This window comes from Variovorax sp. ZS18.2.2 (assembly GCF_024701975.1).
Taxonomy (GTDB): Bacteria; Pseudomonadota; Gammaproteobacteria; order Burkholderiales; family Burkholderiaceae_C; genus Variovorax.
Genome location: NZ_JANLNM010000015.1, coordinates 71,129 through 88,053 on the forward strand (window position 1 = coordinate 71,129; position 16,925 = coordinate 88,053).

21 protein-coding genes are annotated in these 16,925 nt (G+C 62.2%); 9 read left to right on the forward strand and 12 right to left on the reverse strand.

The features are described 5' to 3' along the window. The first annotated feature begins 2 nt into the window (after positions 1–2). From NU688_RS33035 to NU688_RS33065, 7 genes are read left to right on the forward strand one after another with little or no spacing between them, the layout of a single operon-like run. Positions 3–587 carry a hypothetical protein gene (locus tag NU688_RS33035; protein ID WP_257865184.1) on the forward strand — a complete coding sequence of 195 codons (585 nt, stop codon included), beginning with the start codon at positions 3–5 and terminating at the stop codon, positions 585–587. Further along, positions 584–1,090, forward strand: a complete 507-nt coding sequence (locus tag NU688_RS33040) for a hypothetical protein (RefSeq protein ID WP_257865186.1) — start codon at positions 584–586, stop codon at positions 1,088–1,090. Before NU688_RS33035 ends, NU688_RS33040 begins: the two co-directional genes overlap by 4 nt. Before the next feature lie 4 nt (positions 1,091–1,094). Continuing rightward, positions 1,095–2,048, forward strand: coding sequence for an ATP-binding protein (locus NU688_RS33045; protein WP_257865187.1), 954 nt, complete (start codon positions 1,095–1,097; stop codon positions 2,046–2,048). Between the two features lie 2 nt (positions 2,049–2,050). Beyond that, positions 2,051–4,381: a hypothetical protein gene (locus tag NU688_RS33050; RefSeq protein WP_257865188.1), complete on the forward strand. Its 2,331-nt coding sequence runs from the start codon at positions 2,051–2,053 to the stop codon at positions 4,379–4,381. Continuing rightward, a complete protein-coding gene (locus NU688_RS33055) occupies positions 4,378–4,728 on the forward strand; it encodes a hypothetical protein (protein WP_257865189.1) in 351 nt (116 codons plus the stop codon). Before NU688_RS33050 ends, NU688_RS33055 begins: the two co-directional genes overlap by 4 nt. Next, complete coding sequence (locus NU688_RS33060; protein ID WP_257865190.1) at positions 4,729–5,352, forward strand: DUF882 domain-containing protein; 624 nt, start codon at positions 4,729–4,731, stop codon at positions 5,350–5,352. 3 nt (positions 5,353–5,355) lie between these two features. Then, positions 5,356–5,844 carry a lytic transglycosylase domain-containing protein gene (locus tag NU688_RS33065; protein WP_257865192.1) on the forward strand — a complete coding sequence of 163 codons (489 nt, stop codon included), beginning with the start codon at positions 5,356–5,358 and terminating at the stop codon, positions 5,842–5,844. A gap of 379 nt (positions 5,845–6,223) precedes the next feature. On the opposite strand, the gene NU688_RS33070 is transcribed toward NU688_RS33065, so the two are convergent. Then, positions 6,224–6,811, reverse strand: a complete 588-nt coding sequence (locus tag NU688_RS33070; RefSeq protein WP_257865193.1) for a nucleoside 2-deoxyribosyltransferase — start codon at positions 6,809–6,811, stop codon at positions 6,224–6,226. Positions 6,812–7,071: 260 nt separating this feature from the next. Here NU688_RS33070 and NU688_RS33075 point away from each other — a divergent pair, with 260 nt between their 5' ends. Then, positions 7,072–7,518 (forward strand): hypothetical protein, encoded by a 447-nt coding sequence (locus tag NU688_RS33075; RefSeq protein ID WP_257865194.1) that lies wholly within the window; start codon positions 7,072–7,074, stop codon positions 7,516–7,518. Here the strand turns inward: NU688_RS33075 and NU688_RS33080 are convergent. Then, complete coding sequence (locus NU688_RS33080) at positions 7,505–8,878, reverse strand: hypothetical protein (RefSeq protein ID WP_257865195.1); 1,374 nt, start codon at positions 8,876–8,878, stop codon at positions 7,505–7,507. The genes NU688_RS33075 and NU688_RS33080 overlap by 14 nt on opposite strands. A gap of 262 nt (positions 8,879–9,140) precedes the next feature. After that, positions 9,141–9,671: a hypothetical protein gene (locus NU688_RS33085; RefSeq protein ID WP_257865196.1), complete on the reverse strand. Its 531-nt coding sequence runs from the start codon at positions 9,669–9,671 to the stop codon at positions 9,141–9,143. A gap of 454 nt (positions 9,672–10,125) precedes the next feature. On the opposite strand from NU688_RS33085, the gene NU688_RS33090 reads away from it, so the two are divergent. Further along, positions 10,126–10,449: a hypothetical protein gene (locus NU688_RS33090; RefSeq protein WP_257865197.1), complete on the forward strand. Its 324-nt coding sequence runs from the start codon at positions 10,126–10,128 to the stop codon at positions 10,447–10,449. 177 nt (positions 10,450–10,626) lie between these two features. Here the strand turns inward: NU688_RS33090 and NU688_RS33095 are convergent, their stop codons facing one another. The 9 genes from NU688_RS33095 to NU688_RS33135 form a co-directional block, all read right to left on the reverse strand. Next, the gene (locus NU688_RS33095) at positions 10,627–10,884 is read right to left on the reverse strand and encodes a hypothetical protein (RefSeq protein WP_257865198.1); all 258 of its coding nucleotides are present in this window, start codon (positions 10,882–10,884) and stop codon (positions 10,627–10,629) included. A gap of 382 nt (positions 10,885–11,266) precedes the next feature. Continuing rightward, positions 11,267–11,419, reverse strand: coding sequence for a hypothetical protein (locus NU688_RS33100; protein ID WP_257865200.1), 153 nt, complete (start codon positions 11,417–11,419; stop codon positions 11,267–11,269). 28 nt (positions 11,420–11,447) lie between these two features. Beyond that, complete coding sequence (locus NU688_RS33105; RefSeq protein ID WP_257865201.1) at positions 11,448–11,882, reverse strand: hypothetical protein; 435 nt, start codon at positions 11,880–11,882, stop codon at positions 11,448–11,450. 330 nt (positions 11,883–12,212) lie between these two features. After that, positions 12,213–14,558, reverse strand: coding sequence for a DEAD/DEAH box helicase family protein (locus tag NU688_RS33110; protein ID WP_374684723.1), 2,346 nt, complete (start codon positions 14,556–14,558; stop codon positions 12,213–12,215). A 130-nt stretch (positions 14,559–14,688) separates the two neighbouring features. Further along, on the reverse strand, positions 14,689–15,354 hold the full coding sequence (locus NU688_RS33115; protein WP_257865203.1) for a hypothetical protein: 666 nt from the start codon (positions 15,352–15,354) through the stop codon (positions 14,689–14,691). Between the two features lie 161 nt (positions 15,355–15,515). Further along, complete coding sequence (locus NU688_RS33120; protein ID WP_257865205.1) at positions 15,516–15,821, reverse strand: hypothetical protein; 306 nt, start codon at positions 15,819–15,821, stop codon at positions 15,516–15,518. A gap of 148 nt (positions 15,822–15,969) precedes the next feature. Next, positions 15,970–16,248 carry a hypothetical protein gene (locus NU688_RS33125; RefSeq protein ID WP_257865206.1) on the reverse strand — a complete coding sequence of 93 codons (279 nt, stop codon included), beginning with the start codon at positions 16,246–16,248 and terminating at the stop codon, positions 15,970–15,972. Then, positions 16,242–16,448 (reverse strand): hypothetical protein, encoded by a 207-nt coding sequence (locus NU688_RS33130; RefSeq protein ID WP_257865207.1) that lies wholly within the window; start codon positions 16,446–16,448, stop codon positions 16,242–16,244. The genes NU688_RS33125 and NU688_RS33130 overlap by 7 nt, the downstream gene beginning before the upstream one ends. Then, positions 16,442–16,852 (reverse strand): hypothetical protein, encoded by a 411-nt coding sequence (locus tag NU688_RS33135; protein ID WP_257865208.1) that lies wholly within the window; start codon positions 16,850–16,852, stop codon positions 16,442–16,444. Before NU688_RS33135 ends, NU688_RS33130 begins: the two co-directional genes overlap by 7 nt. Positions 16,853–16,925: the final 73 nt, after the last annotated feature.

Genomic DNA, 16,925 nt, shown 5'->3' on the forward strand with positions numbered 1-16,925 from the left:
GGATGTGCAAGGAGATCGCCCCCAAAACTCCACAAGCGCCGACAAGCGTTTTGGACTTGATGCAGTTGGCTGACGGCTACGCCAGCGCCCACCGATCGCTGGAGTGCGCGACTGACAACAGCACCAGCGATACCGAGCGCTCCGCTCTCGAAGCGGCGCTCACCACCGCCCTTTCCGCTCCACCTGCAAACAGCGAGGGCGAGGCGCTGGTGTGGGAGCCCGCTCCACTCGAATCCATCCCAAACTGCCTTGATAACAGCCTGAAGCGCGCGGCATACCTGCTTCGCTCCAACAAGCATGCTGGAGATGCCATCGACGCAAGCAGGCTTGAATACCTGCGCAATACTCTTGCCGCCAAGGATGGTGCTGCAGAGATGGACAACTCTGGCTGCTTGCACAGCAGCAGCACCGCAATGCCACAGACAACCGACCGCATTGCAATAGGTCGCCTCGTGCTGGAAGCGAGTACGGGCGTTCACGGCAATGTCGCAAAGACTCTTGCCTTGGAACTTTGCACAGCACTTGATGCCATCAAGTACTCGGCCAATTCCAAGATGCCACAAGCAGAGACTGGTGGTGTCGTATGAGCATGAACGGCCACCAACCTCATGTGTCGGCAACGCCTCATGCGAAAACCTTACCTTTCGCGAACCTCGTCAAGGCGGTGATGGGCGATCCACTGCCCGTGCCGACAGGCCCGCACGGCACCAGGCACTCACCCGACCAACTACCCCGAGGCTTCAACGACGCCGATCTTGCGTTGATTCGAAAGATCGGTGCCTTCATGCCGGCACCGAAGCTGCTTGGCGTCCTGAACGACCGACTGGTTTCTGATCTTGGACCCGATGAGGAGCCGTACACCCTGGAGCAACTCAATACGACCATCAAGGAAGTTCATGGCGGCAGCAATCCCGCATTGCTGGGACGCGATTGGCCCAGCGTGCGCAAGCTGCTTGCACATGCGCGCCGCGCCGGCGTGCTGGAGCAGATCAATGAGCAGGTGATCAACGATTTCGCCGTGGTCTTCCAGCTCAATGCGAAACAGGTGGTCGAGCTCAAAGACATCGTGCTCGGCGCGAAGGAGGACTGAACCCATGACCAGCGAAACGAAGCACTCACTGATTCGGCGCGACGAGATGTTGAAGGCCGTTCTCGAGATCGGTGGTCAACCCCTTGACCTGTCCGAGTACGCGACAACCGGTCTGGTGGCTGTGGGCGTGGGCCCTCGCGGATGCGGCAAGACCAACGTCGGGCAGCTGATCGGCGAGCAACTCGCCGAACAGGGCTGGGTCACAGTCATCTTCGATCCCGAAGGCGAGATGGAACTGATGTACGGCGATGCTGTGAAGGACGAGGAAGAGCTGTACCAGTGCCTGGAAAGGCGGGACAGGAAGATTGTCGTGGTCCGGGCCACCGATGCGGCCGAGTTCGTGCCCTACGGGCAGGTCATCCTGGATGCCGCAGACCGCTTCCGAAAGCCGCTCTTCGTTGTCATCGATGAAGGTCAACTCTTCAGCGCATCCCGCAAACGCTCCGAGAGCATCGGCGAAGCCGCCGACATCATCAACGAGTTCGTCGGCCGCGGGCGCAAGCGCGCACTCGACCTCTACGTCACCGCGTTGCGCTACACCGGCAGTATTCACCGCCTCATCTTCGCAAACAAGAACCTCACGTTCATCGGGTGCCAGGAAGACGCCGCCGCATGGTCGGCGCTGGCGCCGCAGTTCAAGGACTCCGGCATCGACTTCGGCGATCTCAGCGCACTGGCACCGGGCGAGTTCTTCTGCATCAGCCGCCGCGGTATTGAGAAAGTCAAGACGCCGATGGCCGAAGCACTCAAGTGCGTTGCGCCGGCAGCCAAAGCGGCCAGGCGGGCGCTGCCCGCAACCTTCAGCCAGTGGGATCGCGCCATGCGCGGCATCTCCACGGAACGTCTGGGCGCACTGAGCGAGCCAGTGATGACGCTCTTGGGCAAGGTGGCGGGTTTGTCCCAGACACAGATGCTGGCAGGCCAGTCCGCGCTGCAGGACGAACTCGAGGTTCGCTGACGGTGGCCAAGATGCGCGAAAGCCTGGGCCTCCAGAGCCAGTCAATTCAAGAAGGCGCCGATGCAGCGAGCGCAACCCTCGCCTGGCAACGCTTCGTGCTCAAGCACGGCAAGGGGGTGCGCAATCGCGACTTGGCTGCGGTGCTGGGGCGCAGCGTCTCGGAGATCGAAGCGACCAAGCGCGCACTGGTCGGCAGCGGCCGCCAAGTAGCACGCAAGCGAAAGAACGCTTTCGAAGAACTCTACGAGTTGTGGCATGGCCGTCCGCCGATGGACGATGAATGGCCGGCGCCGGCCTTCAATCACGGCATGCAGTCTTACGAATGGATGTCGCCCGAAGTGGCGCTGTTGGCCACACTGGTTGGGCAGATGGGGGCGAAGGAGATTGCCCAGGTCCTCAGCGTGCGTCTGCAGAAAATCACCGGCAATGCCGCTGCGACCCGCAACCCAATGGCCGTGCAGAACCAAATCGCCCGCATGGGACTGACATCTTCCGATGTCCTGGGCGGAATCACCGTTGCCGCGGCCGGCCGAGAGATGGGCTCCTACAACATCGTGCACCAGGCCATTCGCAGTGGCCTACTGAAGGCACGGCGAGTCGGACGCCACCTGGTCATCTCTCACCAGGCCTGGAGCGCCTGGAAGGCAAAGATCCAAGCACCGCCCAAAGGATGCGTGCAGCTGAGCACCCTCAAGGCTCCTCTGGGTATCGCCTCCGACAAACTCAGCGAATTCGCGCGCATGGGCTATGTGCCAGGCGCGCTGCAGGTGAAGCCCTATGGCGTCAAGAACCTGCACACCACGCAGTTCGGCAGCTGGTATGTGCCCAAGGAAATGGCGGAACGGCTGTTGGCGGACCGGCGGAGCGGCCGCCCGATGCCCTGGCACGGGAAACCTTTGCTGGACAACCTCAAGGCTACTTTCCGGCTCTGGAAGGAACGCCAGCACCCGAGAGCCTGTGCGACGTGCGCGCAGATCTGGGGTGCGGCCGGTGCGCCGCGCGATTTCGAGGACTACATCGCGCGATACCCCACCCTGGACCAAGGCGCCAAGCGGCACCTGACAATGGTCTGGAGTCCAGGTTTGAAGATCGCTGAGACGGCGCTGAAGGCCGAACGGTCTGTTCCATTCGTGCGGCGCGCGATCGCCAACGGTATGTTGGCCACCTCGATGATGGGTGGCGTGGCTTACATCGCACGTAGCGATGCAACCCGCTGGATTGCGCGCGGCTGCCCGTCGGGAGACAGCGAGAAGTCGTGGATCTCGATCGACACAGCGGTCAAGCAGTACCTCTTTTCTCGCGACGAGTTGGATGCCTTCTGCGATCGGGAGGTGCTCAAGAGCAAGGTCGGCACCGACGGTGCTATGCGTGGTGTGCGGTACGTGTCACGCCACCAATGCGCTCAACTGCGAGAGAAGCTGGGCTTCAGCGAGGAACAGGCGGCGGCGCGCGCCATGGTGACTGTGCCGCAGCTGCAGGAACTGCTCAAGGGGGTGAACTGGCGCGGTGCCGCGGGCATCCCGCTCTCGACCTTGCAAGCAGTGATCAAGCGCATCCAGAGTCGGCAAGGACACACCTTCGACGAGGCCGCCGAAGCACTGGGGACGACGGCCGAATGGATTACCGAGTGCGTCAACAACGGCACGGTCACCGCCAAGCGAAACAAATGGGACGACCGGCTGTATCTCAGTGCACCAATGCTCGGGCGACTGCGCAAGGCCCTGCTCCTCCCCGCACCCCGTGCAAGGCTTTCGGCGGATTGGGTTCGACAGACCGAAGCCGCCGGGGTGGCAGGCGTCTCATCGTCCACGCTGATCCACTGGGCGGAGGCAGGCGACATTCACCGCATCAAGGAGACCAGCGGTTGGCACTATCACCTGGACGAAGTGCGCGCGAGGGCGCGCATGCATTGGTCGACCGTGCGGCTCAAACGTGCGAAGGCGCCGGCATGGCTGCGCGCCGAGCAGCAGGTCGAAGCCAGTGCGCCCGACGACGATGTGCGTCCGCATACGCGCCCGCCCGCCAATCCGTGGTCCGCATCGGATCGCGTGTCACTCGGCCCGCTGATTTCATTGCGCCAGCACGCACGACAGGCGCGGGGCCTCGCCTGCGACTCTCCACGTCAGATCGCAGCTCTGTTCGCCAACGATTTCATTCGCATCAAGGATATGGAGTTCGTGGCCTTCGAGGATCTGGACGAGCTGGGCTTGCGTGAGTTGTCTCGCCTGGCCACTGCGTTCGCCGGGATCCTCGTGGAAGTGCGTGGACCGAACCAGAGTCGCTCCGACGGAACGACCGAAACATTACTTCTCGAACACGGAGGACTGCAATGACGACGAGAACGAAGAGCGAGGGCTTTGTCTCCTTCCTCTTAGGCTTGGGGCCTGCCTTCATTTTCTTTCTTCTTGGCCTCCTGCTCTTGATGTCCGTATCGGTGTACATGGGGTGGCTCGACTGGCGCAACTCGCGAGCAGTGTCGCCTTCGGACCTCGCACAAGCTCCTACAGGTTGCGTCGTAGAAGGAGTGCGCGTGGAGATTCAGAAGGGGTTGACGCCGTTGACATATGGCGACTATCGAGACATCAAGACGAAGTGCGCGGAGGACGAGAGAACGGCGAATCGCAAGATGAAATCTCAGCTGTTCCTGAAGGAACAAGGTGAGGCAGTAGGTTCAAGATAAATGGCTGAAAAGGATCAGCGTGTTGGTCGCTTGACCAGCCAACCTCACTACAGACGCGCCTTTGTCATTGGCGGCCTGGCCACCCTCGCGGGCGTGTTGCCTCGAAAGTCAAACGCGCTGGGCAATGTCGTGACGCCGGCACACACGGATCCCACGCTCTGGCTTCAACCCCGTGCTGTCGCGGTGCGCAACATGGACACCGGGCAGCGCGGTGATTTTGTCTACTGGCGCGACGGCGAGTTTGTGATGGCCGAGTACTACGCGCTGTGCGCGCTCGGCCTGGATCATCGCGAGCACAAGGCCATCCAGATCGACCCCCGTGTCTTCGACCTGATGTTCGCAACGCAGGCCTGGTACTTCGGAGCGACCGGCAAGCGAACTCATCACGAGATGACGTCCCTCTACCGCACCCCGAAAACGAATCGCATCGTCGGAGGCGCGCCTGGTGGCGGCCACCCGCGTGGCTTGGCCGGCGACGGCCGCTTGAATGGCGTGTCCGTTTCGGTCTACGCAGCAATGCTCAGACGGTTCCAGGCCGGAGGTGTTGGTCTATATGCGAACCACGTCCATTGGGACGTGGGGCGCAAGCCGGCCTTCTGGCGCGGCGGCTCGATCGAGCGCTGATCCATGACGGCCTTCTTGGCTAGGGTATGGATGATGGTGGCGATCACTTTCCTGGCCATGTCCGGAATTCAAGCTACCGCCCAGCCGGCGGGCGTCGTGGGAACGGGCACGCTAAGCAGTGACAGTTGCCTGCAAGGCGCGGCTCGATTCCACGGCGTGAATCCGATGATTCTTCGGGCCATCGTGTTCCACGAATCTCGCGACAACCCGAACCTGGTGCTGCGCAATGTGAACGGCTCCGAGGACCTGGGTCTCTCGGGCCTGAACTCCGTACACCTCCCCGAACTGGCCCGCTACGGAATTCGCCGAGAACAACTGCTCGATGGCTGTATCAACGTCTATGTCGCTGCTTGGCACCTCGCCCGGCAAGTCAGGCAGTACGGCAACACGTGGGTGGCCGTCGGCTCCTACCACTCGAAGACGCCAGTACATCGCGACCGCTATGCGAAGCAGATCCACGCCGTGCTGCAGAAATGGAGAGTCGTCCCGTGACACTCGATTTGAACGCCTATCACAGGGTCGCGCTTCGTACCGTGCGCGTCGCGACGCTCTCCATGAGATCCTCGTGCAAACTATCGGAAGGTGCCGAGGCTTCGTTCTAACTCTTAGTCGTCGAGCAATTGCTGCAGCTCGTTCTATGCAGCTATGCGGAGAGCAAAAATGTTGGTTTCGTTGTTCTTGATAGTCACCTTCTTTGGCCTCGTCTACGCGATTGGCTACCTCGGTATGTCCTTGGACCAAATGAATACCGTAATGCTGAGTTGGGCGGTCCCGCTCACTGTTGTTGTCGGAGCGGTTGTTGGCGTCTACGTCGCTTTCCGCATTTGGCATAGCCGCCGAGCAACGAAGTAGTCCCGCTGAACATCTGGTCTCAGCGCCCCACGGAACATCGCGCAGATGATTGCGCTCTCAGCTGCTCGGCCACCTGCCTGAGGGCCGCTTCGGGCGAATCGGCGATGGCGACCACGGATCGGGCCAGCATGAGATTCAGGCGCTGGTCGAACTCCTCGACCATCATGCCGGTGGCGCGGTCGCGCATCGCACCATGTGCGTCGCGAACGCTTCCGAGCGCTGCGCATACCCTTGCGCCGTAGGTTGTTGCTGGCACGCCATAGGCAACGACCGGCAAGCCCAGCGCATGCGCGAAGCCGACCTCGAACACCGTGCCCGAATCGGGCTCCAGACCTCGGAACGCCTGCAGGTTCGCGACGACTGCGTCGGCGCGACGCAGCATGTCGATGTTCGCCTCGAAGAAGCACTGGGCCTTCTGCTCGCCGGTGGTCGTCGCGCCGCCGCCCTTGAGCTTTTCGTGCGCGCTGTCCGAAGGCACCAAGGCCTCCAATCCGAATCGTTCACAGTCCGCGATCAGGCCTGCGAATATGTCATCCGAGTTCGGATGAAAGACGTCAGGGCCAGCCAGGTAGACGCGCGGCCGCGCAAGGGTGCTGGGAGTGTTCATGGCGAGTGCGGTCGTTGTTGTCCCGACGATACCGCACCGATCGCGCAGCCCATGGTGAACGGGCAGTGATCGGTGGGCAGATGCATCTAATCCGGCACTGCCGGTGCAGACATTGCACTCAAGGGAAAACGATCATCCTCCAATGCTTCGCGCACCTTGTACACACGCAGAGAACGTGATTTCATCAGCTCGAATTCGGTCTTTGGATTCGGCATCCAACAGGGAGACAACAAGAAGACAGCGTGAAGGAGACCTTCGCGATGAACTACTTCGACCGACGCTCGCGCATGCTCGCGAGCCTGGTGTTGTTGACCCCCTGCATGGCATCGGTCGATGCGCGTGCAGCCGACGGCACCATTCATTTCATCGGCGCGATCGTTGCCGCCCCCTACGAGATGCGTCTGGCGGCGCACGCGTTGGCGCCGGCGCCAGCGGTAACCCAACGCACGAGCGGCTCTGACCTCGTCGCCGAGGTCGTTTTTCTGCGCCAGCAAGTAGACCGCCCCAGCGGCACGGTGCGCGTCGACGGGCACGGCGCCCTGCCCCTGAAGACGTCCTTCACCGACGCCCAGGGGGTGCGGCACGATTTCGGACCTGCAACGAGCCAGGCCCTCGGCCAGGACGGCGGCACGCTGTCGATCGCCGCGCAATCCAGGCCTTCGGCCGGTCGCGGGGCCGCCGCGCTGGTGACGGTCAGCTACAACTGAGCGCGCCGCGACGGCCTCGTGGTGACCCACGAACGCTGGTGCCCAACGCCCAGCGGGCCACCGCGCTGCTCAGTTTTTTGCCCGCACCTGTCGGGTCTTTGACGCGGTCGTCCTCGATGACCGTGTGAGCCGCCAGCCGCTGGAGCGTGCGCAACTTGCGCTCGCGGTAGCTCGCATCCTCCCTGCCCATTGTCTCGATGACCACGCAAGGTTTCGGGTCCTGGCGATGCGAGACCACGAAGTCCGGTCTCGCACCTGTTGCGTTCCAGGAGAACAGAGGTTTGAGCATCTCCAGCAACACCTGCTTGTCATCCTGCAGCCAGTTCATCACCGACAAGAGATCACGCACCGCTTGGCGTTCCAGGTTCGAATCCACAGGCAACCACCACTTGATCGCTTGAATCGGATGGGCATAGGCCTGCATGATTCGAACTGCCCCATCGGGCAGTCTGGCGACCAGGGCGCACATGAGCATCGGGTAGCGTGCGGGCGAGCCGTCACCACCGTAGATGGCAAGACGCCCGTCAATATCCACTTGACGCCCATCGCCCACCAGGTGCACCCACTTTGCCTTCTGGCAGGCGTCCTCGATCTCACAGAGCCACCAAACCTGTGGTTTCAGTCCCTGTCCCTCGCACTTGTCGAACCCGGTATCCATCTTGTTTTCCCACCAGTCCCATGGATGGCAGTACAGGACGTCCCAAAGGACAAGGCCCTGTGTCAACTCGATTTTCTTGGCCAACTCCAGCAAGGCGACCTGGTCGGTTGTTGTGTACGGCTGTGGCCAACGATTGGTGCCAGCTTCGTGCAGCAACCAGAACATCCGCCTTGCCAAGAGGTGAATGGTGGTCCCGCGATCGCTGCCGACGCGCTCCAGCGCAGCCTCCTGACGCTGGGCTCGTGCGCTGCGAGCCACCGCGAAAACAAAATTCGGCTGTAGGGGTTCACCTGCAGCGACTGTTTCATCCCCTCCCCCATCGTCAGGGTCGCCACCCCAATCGGTATCGTCGGCGCCTTCACCTTCGTCCTGTAACGGCTCACGCATCTCAGACGCATAACGGCAATCGCTGCGATGTGCGGGGCGGTCCGGCAGGCGGCGAAGAGACAACCCTTGGGTCATGGAGTTTCGCGCGACCGCCATCAGCGGCGGATCGTCGTCATTGCCTGTGCAGGCACATGCCAGCCATGCACTACCCGTGTGCAGGCGGTCGAGCAATGTAAGGACGCAAGCGTGGTCTGCGACCGATGCCTTGCCATCCCACCAGCGATTCAGGGCCGAGATCTCCGACTCGCTCAACGGCGTCATGCTCTGCGTTTTTGCCTTGCCAGAGGGATGTTTGGGAATAGTTGCCAGGGTCATCCGCAGATTTTGCGGCAATGACAGGGAAGCTAAGCCCAGGCACCGTCGGCGATTCAGGACATTGGTCGACGAATGAAACGCGAATCCCGATCGGCCCTTTGCCACTACGAACACGCGTGACACGAGTTTCAATGGAGGGGAGGGAATACAACGCCCAAAAAGCAAGCCCGGCCGTACCGAAGTACGCCGGGCTTGACGATGATGGCGGCGAATGCCGGCCACCTGGGTTCAAACGCGCTGGACTCAATCCGCACGTTGTCTGTCAGGCACGTGCACGCTGCTTGAGCAACGCATCGCTGCGACGCTGACGTACTGGGCAACGGTGCAGCTGCAAGATCCCCGCCGAGTTCGTCTCACCTGTGTCTTTCGACATTGTCTTCGACGACTCGGGCCGGAGGCGCTTTGCCAATGACCCCGCCGCCTGCCGACACTTGCACCAGCACCACTGCATGGCCACGCCCGCACGACTGATCGACTGAAGAGTCAACAGCGCCGTGCCACGGCCGACAAAGGCCGCCAGGCGCCCCCAGTCGCGTGCCTTGGCATAGCGGATCTGTGCGCGCTTGACGGTCTCTGTGGCTTGCAGATAGCCGCCCGGGTACCGATCGCGTTGCGCCGGATTCGCATCCAAGTAGGCCAGCACCAGGCGCGCGACGACGGGATCGTTCAGGCGACTCATCATGTGCCGCCATTGGGTGGCGTCCATGCTGTGCGCGCTGCCCTGCGGCTCTGGCGCCCGGGTGCGTGCGTTCGCCTGACTTTGGCCCTGACCTTGAGCTTGTTGTTGATTCATGACGTTCATCTCCGAAAGAAATGCGGGGAACGTCGATCCCCCTGGGACGACGTTGGTCCCGCGGGGGTTAAAAAGATGGGTGGATGAAGTCCAACCCGAGATCGCAAAGGCACCTTGCGCCGGCCTTGGGGGCCTGCGGTGCGGTTTTCAAAGGCTGAACCGCCGCATGTGCTCTTGCGAGCAGACACAGCGTCAATTTACCAGAGCTGCAACAGACGGATCGAAAGCGTCTTCGTACGGCTACGGGCGGGCGATTCCGTGCAACAGATCGCACGCTCGGGGTGCTTCGGTAGCACCCACTATCGTTTATGTTCCCAATCATGATCCAGGCCGCCCTGCTACCCAGCCCAGCCGCGACTGCGGCACACGCCAGGCGCGATACCGTACAGAGAGTGCGGCCGCACTTCGACGCGCAACAGAGTGCAGTTGCCGCTGCCGTGTTGCCTGCAGCGTGATGCCACGCTGGCTGCGTCGCTTGCTGTATGCCGTGCTTCTATGGCCGTCGCTCAGGGGCGCCGAGCCTGCGCCCCGTGAGCAACGGCGGCGTCCGGATGGCCGTGTTGTTCGGCGCTTTGTGATCCTGTACGTGCAGATCGGCGAGCTCGGGCACGTCAAGATCGCGAACGTGAAGATCAGCTGCGGCGACGCAGCGTTGGACCAGCAAGCCGTGCTCGAGACCAAGGCACAGGTGCATCCAGTGCCGCGCGTGGGCCGTAAAGCCGTTGCCCGATGGCACATGATCCGTTGGGAGGTGCCACAGGATCGAAGGCCTAGATAACGCGACCTCTGCGGGTCTCGGCGCCTTGCCTTTGCGCACAAGACGATGGCGATTCTGGTGGCGCTGAAGCCGGCGACGGACGGCAATCGCGAGAGCCAGGAAAAACGGACCCGCTGGGGGTCCGTTTGGAGGTGCAAGAAGAGCCTCCGGCATCAAGGCCGAGGCTGGTGTCGCAGGTCAGCACTGCGCGGGAAAGATCGCTTCTACAGCGAATGCCCTGCGGCAGTGCGGGCAGCCCGCCAGTTCGGGTTCGCCGAACACGATCAACCAGGCGCTGTACTCGACTGTGTGCCCACAACCCGGGCAATTTGCCTGCAAATTCGCTTCCTCGAGCAGTTGCAAGACCATCTCATCGCTCATATGATGCGCACCGTCCTGCGCACCTGGTGGCTGGACGTGCATATGCACCCGACCTTGAACTTGATGTTGATTCATGACGTTCATCTCCGTAAGGAATGCGAGGAACGCCGACCCCCACTGGGGACGACGTTGGTCCCGCGGGGGTTGAAAAAAGGGGATGGATGCAATCCGCCCCAAGCATGCACATACGCCCTGTGCAGGCCTTGGGGGCCTGCGGTGCGGTTTTCAAAGGCTGAACCGCTGCATGCGCTCTTGCGAGCAGACATGACACCAATCTACCAGAGCTGCAGCGCAGCAGCACTACGACGAAAGCCGAGCCTCACTGTTCACCGCTCGAGCTGGTGGATCACATCCAGTCGCCATCTTCGTGACCACCAAAGCAAAACGGACCCGCTAGGGGTCCGTTTGGAGGTACAAGAAAAGCCGCCGGTACGAATACCGAGGCTGGTGTCGCAGGTCAGAGGACGCGGCCGAAGGCTTCGATCGACAGCTGATCAAGTTCCTTCATGTCCCGATATCCAGACCAAATGGCATGGATCGCAAAACCAATAGGAATCGACATCGCGAAGATGCCCATGGCCCAGATCACTACAGGATCGCTCATGTTCATGATGTTCTCCTTGAACGTTGGAACAATTTTAGTCCACCTTGCCGAGCGCCGCCAGATTGCGCCGCGCCAAACCGATGAGGCCCAGCGCATTCAATCGGATCATGCCCCAAGTGAGGACGGACACCGCGAAGGCGATGATGTCGACGCCCATGCGTGCGTCTGAAGTGAGTTGCAGCACGTTCATGAACCAAGCCGTGATCGAGAACATCGAGACCGCGATCGGCAAGGCCGCCTTCTCTCGAAAGTCGCCACGCTTTTCTCGTATCTCGAACTCCACTTTCAGTCTGCGCTTGTAAAGCATCGCATGCTCCTTGAGGTTGGCGCGTTGCGCCTCGCTCAGGGTCATGCTCTCCATCTCCTCCAGCGCATCGAGGGAGATGCCCTCGAAGTCTGAAGCGATGGCCTTTCGACGCTCTGTTCGCCGCACCAGCGCCTGGGCTGCGATTTCGGTTAACTGTGTCATGCATCGATTCTCCTTTACAGAAAAAAGCGGGCATGACACGGCCCTCGCGGGCAATGCTTTTGCCCACAGGGGTTGATAAAAGTACACGTGTGACGCGGCCATGCCTTGGGAGCACGGCGTTCGGATGCCAGCGTCTGATCCGACTCGTTTCGCCCGAAGGCAGGAACGAGTGGAAACATACCATGTGCGAACTCGGCGCGCACCCGCGGCTCGTGGTCAAGCCGACCGCTCGAAAAGAAAGCCCCCGCCCAGCGAACCAGGAGGGGGCAACAGATACGACACTTACAAAATGGACCCCGTCAAGGATCCGCGGGCATCATGGCGCCGGCGTTATACCGCGAGCAGCTGCCTGGCCAACGCCACCTCCAGGCTGTCGCCGGTGCTTTCGTTGAGCACATCCAGGCCCGACTCCGGCATCTCGCCCGAAGTCGACTGCGACACCGCAATCTTCTTGCCCATGAGCCTCAAGCAGTCCATCTGCGTGGTGCCGGCGTATCCCAGGAAGATCACCCGCACATCGCGCTTCTGCCCGATGCGCCACGAGCGGCGAGCCGCCTGCTGCACGGTATAGACGTTGAAGCCCGACTGGAGGAACACGATCGTCGGAAACTCCAGCAGATCGAGCCCGGTTTTCACGAGCTCGGGGTTGCAAATCAGCACGTCGATGCCGCGCTCCACCTGGTCAGCCACCCAGTCTTCCCGTTTGGCCGCATCCACGCTCGCGCGCAACACCGCCACCTTGAATCCGCGCATCTCCAGCTGGGCCTTGAGCCTGGCTGTCGTGTCGCGGGTTCCCGAGTAGATCGAGTAGGCCAGCACCTTGCGTCCCTGCGCCTTCTCTTGCGCGCAGATCTCCAGCAGCTTGGCTTCCTTCGGCATGACCTCCGATTCCGTGAAAACCGCAGGCTGCAGGTGCAGCAGCGCCTTCGATCGCGGATGCCTGACGGTCTCCGCACGGAAGCAGCACTCCGGCCAGGCCAGCAGGACATTCATCACCACGCCCAGCAAGGTGCTGTCCTTCATGGCCAAGGCCTGCTTGAGGATCTGCACGAGCGTTCTGGACATGGCCTCGTAGGCCTTGCCCTGCGCCTGGGTCATCGCGATTTCCACGAACTGCTCTTCATAGCCCGGAAGCACGTTCTGCCCAATTTCTCGCAGCTTCAGGAACACGGTGATCGGCAGCACGTACCGAAGAATGCCCACGGGCCCGAAGCCCGGTGCCTTGCTGGTGCGCACAGCCACCTGCTTGCCCTTGGCCGTGCGGTGTGAGGTTGAGCTTGTTTCCTTGTAGATGTCTTTGAGCACGCCGTGCTCGCGCATGAAGCCCATCGTCGCGCCGGCCATGGAGCCGGACTTGGAGGGCTTGAAGCCGTCGGCGATCATGGCCGATGGGTCCAGGCGCCAAAGCAGGTGAAACAGGTCGTCCGCGTAGCCGCCCATCAAGGTGCCGGTGAGCAGCAAGGTCTTGCGACATTGGCTCGCCAGCACGCCCATGGCCTGGCCTTGCGCCGATCCCTCGTTCTTGTACTCATGGCCCTCATCGACCACCAACAAGCCAAAGTAGTTCTTGGGCAGGTATCTCTTCACGAACTCGGTCGGCTGGTAGCCGCCCTCGCCGATCGAGAACTCGAAGTTGGCCAGCGAGCGCTCCATGCGAGCCGCCTGCCGATCGCTGAAGACCAGGTTGCCCTGCTCGTCCATCAGGTTGAGAAACTCGTAGACGTTGTCTTCAAGCATGGAGCCCAGCAGATCCTCGCCGAAGCTGTGGAGCAGACGCTTGGCCGTGTTCGGACCGATGGTGGGCAACTGCTGCAAGGCACCCAGCACCAGGTCGTGCATGGATTCGATGGGCCGCCCGGGCCGCATGAGCGACCATAGCGGACTGTGGCAGTGCGCGCACTTCATGCGCCGGTCGCTGAGCACCGCCTTGGCGAACTCCGCGGACACGGGCAATGGATTGCCCTCGGCGTCCGGGCGCTCGATCGGGCGCATGCAATCGGGACATGCCGCGACATTCAGGCGTTGTCCCTCGAGCCACTGACCGCGCACCACGAATGCGGGCCGCCAGTGAAAACCCATGCGCATGCGCACGCGGCCGAGCACGAAGAACTCCGGTCGGGTCGATTTGAGGCCGAGCGCCTGGCGCACCATGAGCAGCTTGCGCAAGGTGTCAGGCCCGTTGAGCACCCAGACCTTGGCATCGGGCACGGTCTCCAGGATCTCGCGGCGCCATTTGTAGACCAGGTGCGGCGGCGAGATGATCAACGTCCTTGGATGCGTGCGCTGCATGACAGCGGCAGCACAGATGGCCATCATCGTCTTGCCAGTGCCCATCTCCGCGTTGAGCACCGCCGCCGGTTGGTCGTGGTCGACCAGCAGCTTGACAATGGCCTGGACGGCTTCTGATTGGGCCTCGAAAGGCTTGCGCAGGAGCGCATTCATGATCGACTGGCGTGCGGCCCAGTCGGGTGTATGACGATCGCGGACCAAGTCGTAGACGGGGGGGTTCTGCGAGCGGACCTGCGCGAGCAGATCGCCGCCGAATTCCTGGATGAAGTCGGACAGCGCGATCGTCTCGCCGATCACGTCCGAGCCGACCGTCGCGCCGGTACCAATGTCGGGCTGCCCCGATTTGTCGTGGGTATCGACTGCGGTACCACCGACGCCGGCGTCCATGGCATCGACATCTTGTTCAACGGTTTGCATGGAATATCTCCTGGAAAGAAAAGCGCGGCGAGCCAGCACAGAGCCGACTCGCCGCACAGGGTTGAAATGAAGGTAGGTAGTGAAGGTGAAGCAGCCCGTCTCAGAGCCGCAAGAGGCCATCGCGCACGCAGGCGCTGACGTGTTTCACGAAGTGGTCGCCGATGCTCACGCGGATGGCTTGCACATCGCCGATCGCCGGATAGCGCTCGTCGCCCAGAGGCTCCACCGCGCGTTTCTCCAGGCACCAATCGACCAGTGGCTCGCGCCAGTGATCGAGCAGCGCAATGGGTGACAGGCGTTGAATCAGCGGCCAGGACCGCGCACCCAGGTCCGAGCCGCTCGGTCCCTGTACGCCTCGCCCATCGGCCAGTCGGTAAACAACCCAGCCGATCCGGTTGACCCGATCGATCTGCTGCAGGTTTTTGTCGTAGATCCACATCTGGCTCAAGGGACCGAACAGGTTCTGCCTCGGAAGGCGCCCCGCGTGCTTGCTCAGCCGAGCCGTGGTGCCTGCGTACACCGGATGGCGTTCGCCCGCGCCGTCGACCAGGTGAAAGCACTGGATGCCACCATCCTTCTGGCCGAGCTCCATCGCCGCCATGAATTGCATGACAGCGCCGTCCCGCCCATAGAGCGACAAGAACTTAAATTCGCCCTCGCTGTTGCGCAGACAGGTGTCCACCCACAGTTCGGAAAACTCCTCGATGCGAAAGAGCCTCGAGGAATTGGTTGATGAAGTCGGCGTTGCCCGACCAATGGTTGACATGGTGCGCTCCTTGAAGTGCGGGAGCGACCCATGCGGGACGCATCCCGCGGGGGTGGTGAAAAAGGGCCGGCAGTGCCGGCCATGGGAGTCGGGAGGGCCGATGCGAGATCGACACACAGGCCGGCCCACGCCGGTCCTGTAATCCCGTGAATCGCCGAGATTCAGCCCGCGTGCTCGGCGGGCAAGATCTCCGCGCCGAAGGCCAATGCCGCGTTGTCCCTGCTGGCTGGCCCGTTCTGACGGACCCACCAGTCGGGTGGATTGAACGGCACAGTGAGGACACCGAGGTAGCCCGATTCCGTGGCGTAGCCAACGACTTGTGCGCGGCCGATGCGGTTGATGCGCATGACGACGACGTCGCCAACGGCAGGCACCTCGAAATCGCCCGACCACTTGATCTGGTCGGTCGACGCGAGGTCGCGGGTGTAGGACGGCACGGCGTCCAGAAGCTGAAAGTTGGAAGTCATATCAAGCCTTGTGGAGTGAGCGCAGCACCGGGCTGCAGGAAAAGAGAAAGGACGCGGCGTCACATCAGCAATGCCGATGTGCCGCCTGTCGGGTGGAATGCGAAAGCCGGCCGCGCCGGTCTTTCGCGAGAGGTTCAAGCCCGGTACGTCAGGTCGGGGACCCGACCCACACCCAGGCTCCGATGAAACAACCGACAAGCTCGCCGCCGCCCTCATCCGGCGCGCCCGGGCTGATCAGCGGTTCGTCGTCGATCTCGCAGTTGTCGTTCGCCCACAGGTCGCGCGCGGCTTCAATGCGCGCGGCATGGTCAGTGCGCCAGGTGGCCAGCTCCTGCAGGTGTGCATCGAGCGCACGCACAGCACCGGCCAGGTCACCACTGTCCCAACGGGCCACGACGTCCTTGGCAAGCCGCTCCAGCTTCAGCATGGCGCGGCCACCAGGGTTTCCTGGTCCATGTCGAACATCAGCTCCAGGCTCACGCCATGCTGATTGGTGACACCGAGTACACGATGCATCTGAAGCAGCATCTCCAACTGACCTTCGGGAAGGTCCGCGCCGGTGACCTCCAAATCGTCGGGTTCGCCGACGGTCTGGATGACGATGCCTCTCTGTGGAGCGCTCAGCACGGCGAGGCCTCTGCGGCCACGCGCGCATCCGGCTGCGATGCGATGACAGATTCGATCGCCTTCGCGTTCAGGGTCGAAGTGTTGGCGTAGTGGCGTTCCACGCCCTGTGTGATGAGCGCGATGTTGGCCAAGGCCTTCTCGTGCTGCTCGCGCACCACCTTCTCGGTGACGCGAGCCGGCGAGGTGACGACGACGCGCTGGCTGAAGTCGCCGCCCGCGGTGCCGAACCCCATGACATGAACGCTGTATCCATCCTTGAGCGTCGAGACGTTCGCGGAGGTGACCAGCTGGCCGCCGGCGGCGGTCAAGCGTCTGGTGACGATCGACAGCTCCCGGTTGTTTTCAAGTGGGACCGACGTGGAAGCCTTGCAGCCATCGCGGTCGCGGTAGTAACGTGTTTGCATGGATCGCTCTCCTTGTTGAAGAAAAGAGCGAGGTCTCCCCCAGCGGGGTGGACCCCGCTGGGTTGATGAGATG

Bases quoted from the DNA above. Each gene is read 5' to 3' on its own strand.
- NU688_RS33040 (WP_257865186.1), top strand. From the start codon at position 584: ATGAGCATGAACGGCCACCAACCTCATGTGTCGGCAACGCCTCATGCG.
- NU688_RS33100 (WP_257865200.1), bottom strand. From the start codon at position 11,419: ATGAACATGAGCGATCCTGTAGTGATCTGGGCCATGGGCATCTTCGCG.
- NU688_RS33125 (WP_257865206.1), bottom strand. From the start codon at position 16,248: ATGCTGAAGCTGGAGCGGCTTGCCAAGGACGTCGTGGCCCGTTGGGAC.
- NU688_RS33070 (WP_257865193.1), bottom strand. From the start codon at position 6,811: ATGAACACTCCCAGCACCCTTGCGCGGCCGCGCGTCTACCTGGCTGGC.
- NU688_RS33045 (WP_257865187.1), top strand. From the start codon at position 1,095: ATGACCAGCGAAACGAAGCACTCACTGATTCGGCGCGACGAGATGTTG.
- NU688_RS33035 (WP_257865184.1), top strand. From the start codon at position 3: ATGTGCAAGGAGATCGCCCCCAAAACTCCACAAGCGCCGACAAGCGTT.
- NU688_RS33110 (WP_374684723.1), bottom strand. From the start codon at position 14,558: ATGGACGCCGGCGTCGGTGGTACCGCAGTCGATACCCACGACAAATCG.
- NU688_RS33075 (WP_257865194.1), top strand. From the start codon at position 7,072: ATGAACTACTTCGACCGACGCTCGCGCATGCTCGCGAGCCTGGTGTTG.
- NU688_RS33135 (WP_257865208.1), bottom strand. From the start codon at position 16,852: ATGCAAACACGTTACTACCGCGACCGCGATGGCTGCAAGGCTTCCACG.
- NU688_RS33090 (WP_257865197.1), top strand. From the start codon at position 10,126: ATGCCACGCTGGCTGCGTCGCTTGCTGTATGCCGTGCTTCTATGGCCG.
- NU688_RS33105 (WP_257865201.1), bottom strand. From the start codon at position 11,882: ATGACACAGTTAACCGAAATCGCAGCCCAGGCGCTGGTGCGGCGAACA.
- NU688_RS33115 (WP_257865203.1), bottom strand. From the start codon at position 15,354: ATGTCAACCATTGGTCGGGCAACGCCGACTTCATCAACCAATTCCTCG.
- NU688_RS33120 (WP_257865205.1), bottom strand. From the start codon at position 15,821: ATGACTTCCAACTTTCAGCTTCTGGACGCCGTGCCGTCCTACACCCGC.
- NU688_RS33065 (WP_257865192.1), top strand. From the start codon at position 5,356: ATGACGGCCTTCTTGGCTAGGGTATGGATGATGGTGGCGATCACTTTC.
- NU688_RS33060 (WP_257865190.1), top strand. From the start codon at position 4,729: ATGGCTGAAAAGGATCAGCGTGTTGGTCGCTTGACCAGCCAACCTCAC.
- NU688_RS33095 (WP_257865198.1), bottom strand. From the start codon at position 10,884: ATGAATCAACATCAAGTTCAAGGTCGGGTGCATATGCACGTCCAGCCA.
- NU688_RS33080 (WP_257865195.1), bottom strand. From the start codon at position 8,878: ATGACCCTGGCAACTATTCCCAAACATCCCTCTGGCAAGGCAAAAACG.
- NU688_RS33085 (WP_257865196.1), bottom strand. From the start codon at position 9,671: ATGAATCAACAACAAGCTCAAGGTCAGGGCCAAAGTCAGGCGAACGCA.
- NU688_RS33055 (WP_257865189.1), top strand. From the start codon at position 4,378: ATGACGACGAGAACGAAGAGCGAGGGCTTTGTCTCCTTCCTCTTAGGC.